This is a genomic window from Leptotrichia sp., assembly GCF_057270615.1.
In genome coordinates this window covers 1-4,386 of sequence record NZ_DBHIXN010000094.1, presented here as the reverse complement: position 1 = coordinate 4,386, position 4,386 = coordinate 1, and the positions used below count along the sequence as shown (strand labels likewise).

General features: G+C 23.6%; 2 protein-coding genes and 2 pseudogenes. 2 read left to right on the top strand and 2 right to left on the bottom strand.

The genetic code is table 11. From position 1 onward, the window contains the following. The first annotated feature begins 359 nt into the window (after window positions 1-359). Window positions 360-1,319: a tyrosine-type recombinase/integrase gene (locus tag ACO409_RS10335; RefSeq protein WP_485556994.1), complete on the top strand. Its 960-nt coding sequence runs from the start codon at window positions 360-362 to the stop codon at window positions 1,317-1,319. Between the two features lie 245 nt (window positions 1,320-1,564). Here ACO409_RS10335 and ACO409_RS10330 read toward each other — a convergent pair whose 3' ends face one another. Together ACO409_RS10330 and ACO409_RS10325 are read right to left on the bottom strand one after the other, a co-directional pair. Beyond that, window positions 1,565-2,992, bottom strand: a complete 1,428-nt coding sequence (locus ACO409_RS10330) for an RNA-guided endonuclease TnpB family protein (protein WP_485556992.1) — start codon at window positions 2,990-2,992, stop codon at window positions 1,565-1,567. 33 nt (window positions 2,993-3,025) lie between these two features. Next, a pseudogene (locus tag ACO409_RS10325) lies at window positions 3,026-3,109 on the bottom strand (IS200/IS605 family transposase); the annotation flags it as partial. A 482-nt stretch (window positions 3,110-3,591) separates the two neighbouring features. Here ACO409_RS10325 and ACO409_RS10320 point away from each other — a divergent pair. Continuing rightward, window positions 3,592-4,386 (top strand): annotated as a pseudogene (locus tag ACO409_RS10320) (sugar transferase); the annotation flags it as partial.

Genomic DNA, 4,386 nt, shown 5'->3' with positions numbered 1-4,386 from the left:
TAGTTTGTTTAAAAATCAAAAATATATCAATTATAAATACAGTTTAATGTTCTACTCTTGTTTTAAAAATTATCATAATTTTTATTTCAAAGATATACTCTATAATTCTCAAACAACAAATTTATATATATTTGATAATTTATTATTATAGTTTAAATTTTTTTAAACTTGATTCTTAAAGCTGTATTGCCGCAGTTTAAGTTTTATTGGATAATTGTAAAAATTGGATAACAATAGTGGTATTTATAGAAACAAAGGGCAAAAATATTTGTCTAAAAGGGGAAAAAAGAAAACTGAAAACGTGAAAATATTGTGCTTGTTGAAGTTTTTAGACTTTTAAAAATATTTAGGAGGTAAGTATGAAAAAACTGAATAAAAATATGAGTATATCCGAATGCATGGATATTTGGCTAAAAAATGAACATAATTATATAAAGGAGTCAACTTATTTTCTTTATTTATCAATTATTGAAAATCATCTTAAAACGTATTTTAAAAGAAGAAGAATAAATACGATTTCAAACGAAGATTTTCAATCTTTTATTTTAGATAAGTTAAATTTTGGAAGAATGGATGGCAAAGGAGGGCTATCAAGAAAAACAGTAAAGGATATGGTAATTGTACTAAAGTCTATATTAAAATTTGCAATAAAATGCAATATTATAGAAAGAATTGATTTTGAATTTAAAATTCCTAAAAAGGAAAATATTAAAAAAGTTGAAGTGTTTAATTTTAAGGAAAGAATAAAAATTTGTGAATACGTGAAAAATAATCTTTGTAATCAGACGTTGGGAATACTTATTTGCTTATGTACTGGGCTTAGGATAGGAGAAATCTGTGCATTGAAGTGGGAAGATGTGGATTTACAAAATGAAGTTATCAATGTGAATCATACAATTCAAAGAGTGTACATAAATACAGCTAAAAAGAGCAGAATTATCATTTCATCACCTAAAACAGAAAGTTCAAGACGTAAAATTCCAATTGCTGTTGAATTAATATCTATATTAAAAAAATTTAAATCTAATAATAATATTTATGTAATTTCTGGCAAAGAAAAATATATTGAGCCAAGGACTTACAGAAAATTTTTTAAAAGAATTTTAGATAAATTAAAAATTTCAAAATTAAAATTTCATTCATTAAGGCATACTTTTGCAACACAAGCTATAGAAAATGATATAGATTACAAAACGGTATCTGAAATTTTAGGCCATTCTTCTGTTGGAATAACTTTAAATTTATACGTTCACCCTAATTTAGAGCATAAAAAAAAGTGTCTTAATAAAATTTTTGACACTATGGTAAAGACATTTTAAATATAACTTGAAAAAATATTTAATAAAAGTAATTAAATGAAGATAAAAAATAAAACAAAACTTTGTAGCAATACAACTTTAACTGAACCTCTCACGACTGAAGTCGCGAGGTTCTTAAGTACTATTTAGTTTCTTTTGAATATCTAATATTCAAATACTAGCTAATTTCCTTAAGACTTTAATGGACAAGCTCTCCGCCCGGAACATTTACGTCCTGTTGGCTCGGTTCAAAACCAGTTTTTATTTTAAAATCCCATACATTTTAATGTTTTTACATTTCCTTTTTTTATTCTTTCGATTTCTTCTTTATGCAATTTAACAAAATTTTTAAATTCTTTTTGTGCTTTTTCTATATTTACTTCTTCTAAATTTTCTTTTACATTCTTTATTAAAAATGCAGAATACAAATCTCTTTGTATTTTATTTCCTAATATTTCTACCCATCTTTTTGATAAACTTTTCTTTTCATATTCATTTGTACTATGATTTAGTTGACTAGCTTTTACTTTAAAAGTATCAATTTTTATTATATTTTTTCCAATATATTCTAATTTTCTATTTATTATTTCAATTAATAATGCTGGTGCTCTATTTGATAATGATTTTCCAAATCTCTTTTTCTTTTTAAATTTTCCAGTCTTTTCAGACATTTCAGTTTTCTTGCTTCTTCTCTGTAAAGCTTTAAAACTCATATTTTCAACTTTTACTATTGTTCCAATTTCTAGTATACTATTCGCTAAAATATTATGAGATTGTTCCCTTTTCTCTGCGATTTTTCTCTGAAAATTTGAAAGTTTTAACTTTGTTTTTACATATGATTTGCTCTTTTTCCATTTTTCTTTATTTTCTATATTAATAGTACCATCAGCATTGTATTTATTAAGATTGTTTGCTCTTCTCTGTCTATCTAGTTTTCTTTGTAGTCTTATTTTTTCTTTTTCATTTATTTCTATATTTTCAGCTAAAATCTTTAATTCTACTTTATTATCACTAACAATTGCTATTGTTGAAGTTCCTATATCAATTCCAATTTCATTTTCTCCACCAACTTTATGTTTTTTAGGAGGTGTCCCCTCAAAAGTTATTTGAACGTAGTATTTATTTTTTCCATTTACAACCCTCTTAAGTAATCTACAATACAATAACTTATCTAAAAAACAACTTTGTGCATATTTATCATTATTTTTCATTATTACTGGAATCTTTAAGCCTAACCAAGATATGCAACAATCTTCTTTAAAAAATCTAAGTCCTGTAATATTACCTTTTTCTCTAACAGAATAGAAATTTCCATAACTTTTAAAATATACTTTTTTAGCTTTACCATATTTAAATTTTTCATAAGTCGCAAAGGCTCTTTCAGCTAATTCTTGTCCCATTTGAGAACCTATATTCTTTTTAAATTTTTGTGTCATAGGTTTTACATACTTATTTAATTCAAATTTAGATATTGAATATTTTTTATCTAATTCTTTATATCTTTTAGATTGCTCTTTTTTATCTAAATTACTGATTTCTTTATATTCAGAAGAATTTATCATTTTTCTATGTCTTTTAAGAATTTCACTAAGGCAAGAATTATATATCATTCTGGCTATGTTTAATCTTTTTTCTAAAATATGTTCATGCCAAAGTTCAGTTTTTAAAGCTAATGTCAATACATAATTCGCCATAGTTCCTCCTTCTCATCTTTCTTTTTGAGTTTGGATATATCTTCTATATTTTACACACCACACTATATGATATTGAATTGAATACACATATCCTCTTCCAAAATAAATATTCGATATTTTTATTATCATTTTTATTATACTATATATATTTAACTATTTCAAATTTTTTGTAAACAAAAAATATGCCATTCATCTCACGACTAAAGTCGCGAGTGTTCTGGCATAATTCATAAAAAAATTCTGATTGATTTAGCATTATTTAATTATGAACTAATACTATTCCCTGTTTAAAAAAGCGAATATTTATTTTAATTATCTAAAAGAAAATATTAGATTTAATCTAATAAAAAGATTTATAATATATTCATTATTAAAATGGAGTTTAGTATAAAATAATTATCAAGTAAATTGCCTATTTAGAAAAAATTTTTTGAAAAGCTATTTACTTGAATTTGGTAATAAAATGTGCTATACTCATACTGTAATTATTTATAAATTATAGCAGTTTTACTTTGATGAAATTTAATTAAATATTAAAACAATTCTAACTTTTTATAAGTAAGAATTATTAGAGTATAGCTGTTAAGTGAGGATGAACTATGAAATTAAATAAAGATATTCGGATACGTATACTTTATATATTTATTTTATATATTATTTACAGTATTTTGTTGGATAAATATAACTATATAGCAAAGTATCTGACCAATTTTATATTTATCCTATTCATATTTGTAAAATTTATATTCGGACAGCTTGATTTTTATGCTGAACGTTTTAGATATAAAGATGTATTTATAACATTAGGTATTGATGTAGTATTTTCTATTATACTATATGCTTTCTGGAAACAATTTAATATATTTTATATATATTTGCTAATATTTTTGTTTCAGCTTGCTTTCAGAAAGATTATATGCTCTATTTATATGAAAAAACAAAATGTACTAATATTTGGCTCAAATCATATAAAAAATAATGTTCAGGAAGATATTATCAATACTCTTGACTATAACTATGTTGGATATATCTCAAATAATAAAAGCAAGGCAACAAAATATCTGATTGGAAATTACGACCAGATGGAAGAAATTATTTCTAAAAGGAAGATTGATTTATTGGTCATTGTAAAAGATATAAAAAGTCCTGATTTTAAAAAATATCTAAAACGTATTTTTGATTTGAAAATTAATGGTCTGAAAATAATAAATTACGAAGAATTTAACGAAGATATCCAAAAAAAAATAGATATAAATCAAATAAATGAAGAATGGCTTTTGCAATCAAATGGATTTGATATTCTAAGCAATGAAATGCAGAAAAATATAAAACGTGGTATAGATTTAATTCTTGCACTTACATTAATGGTGCTTCTCTGTCCACTAGCATTAATT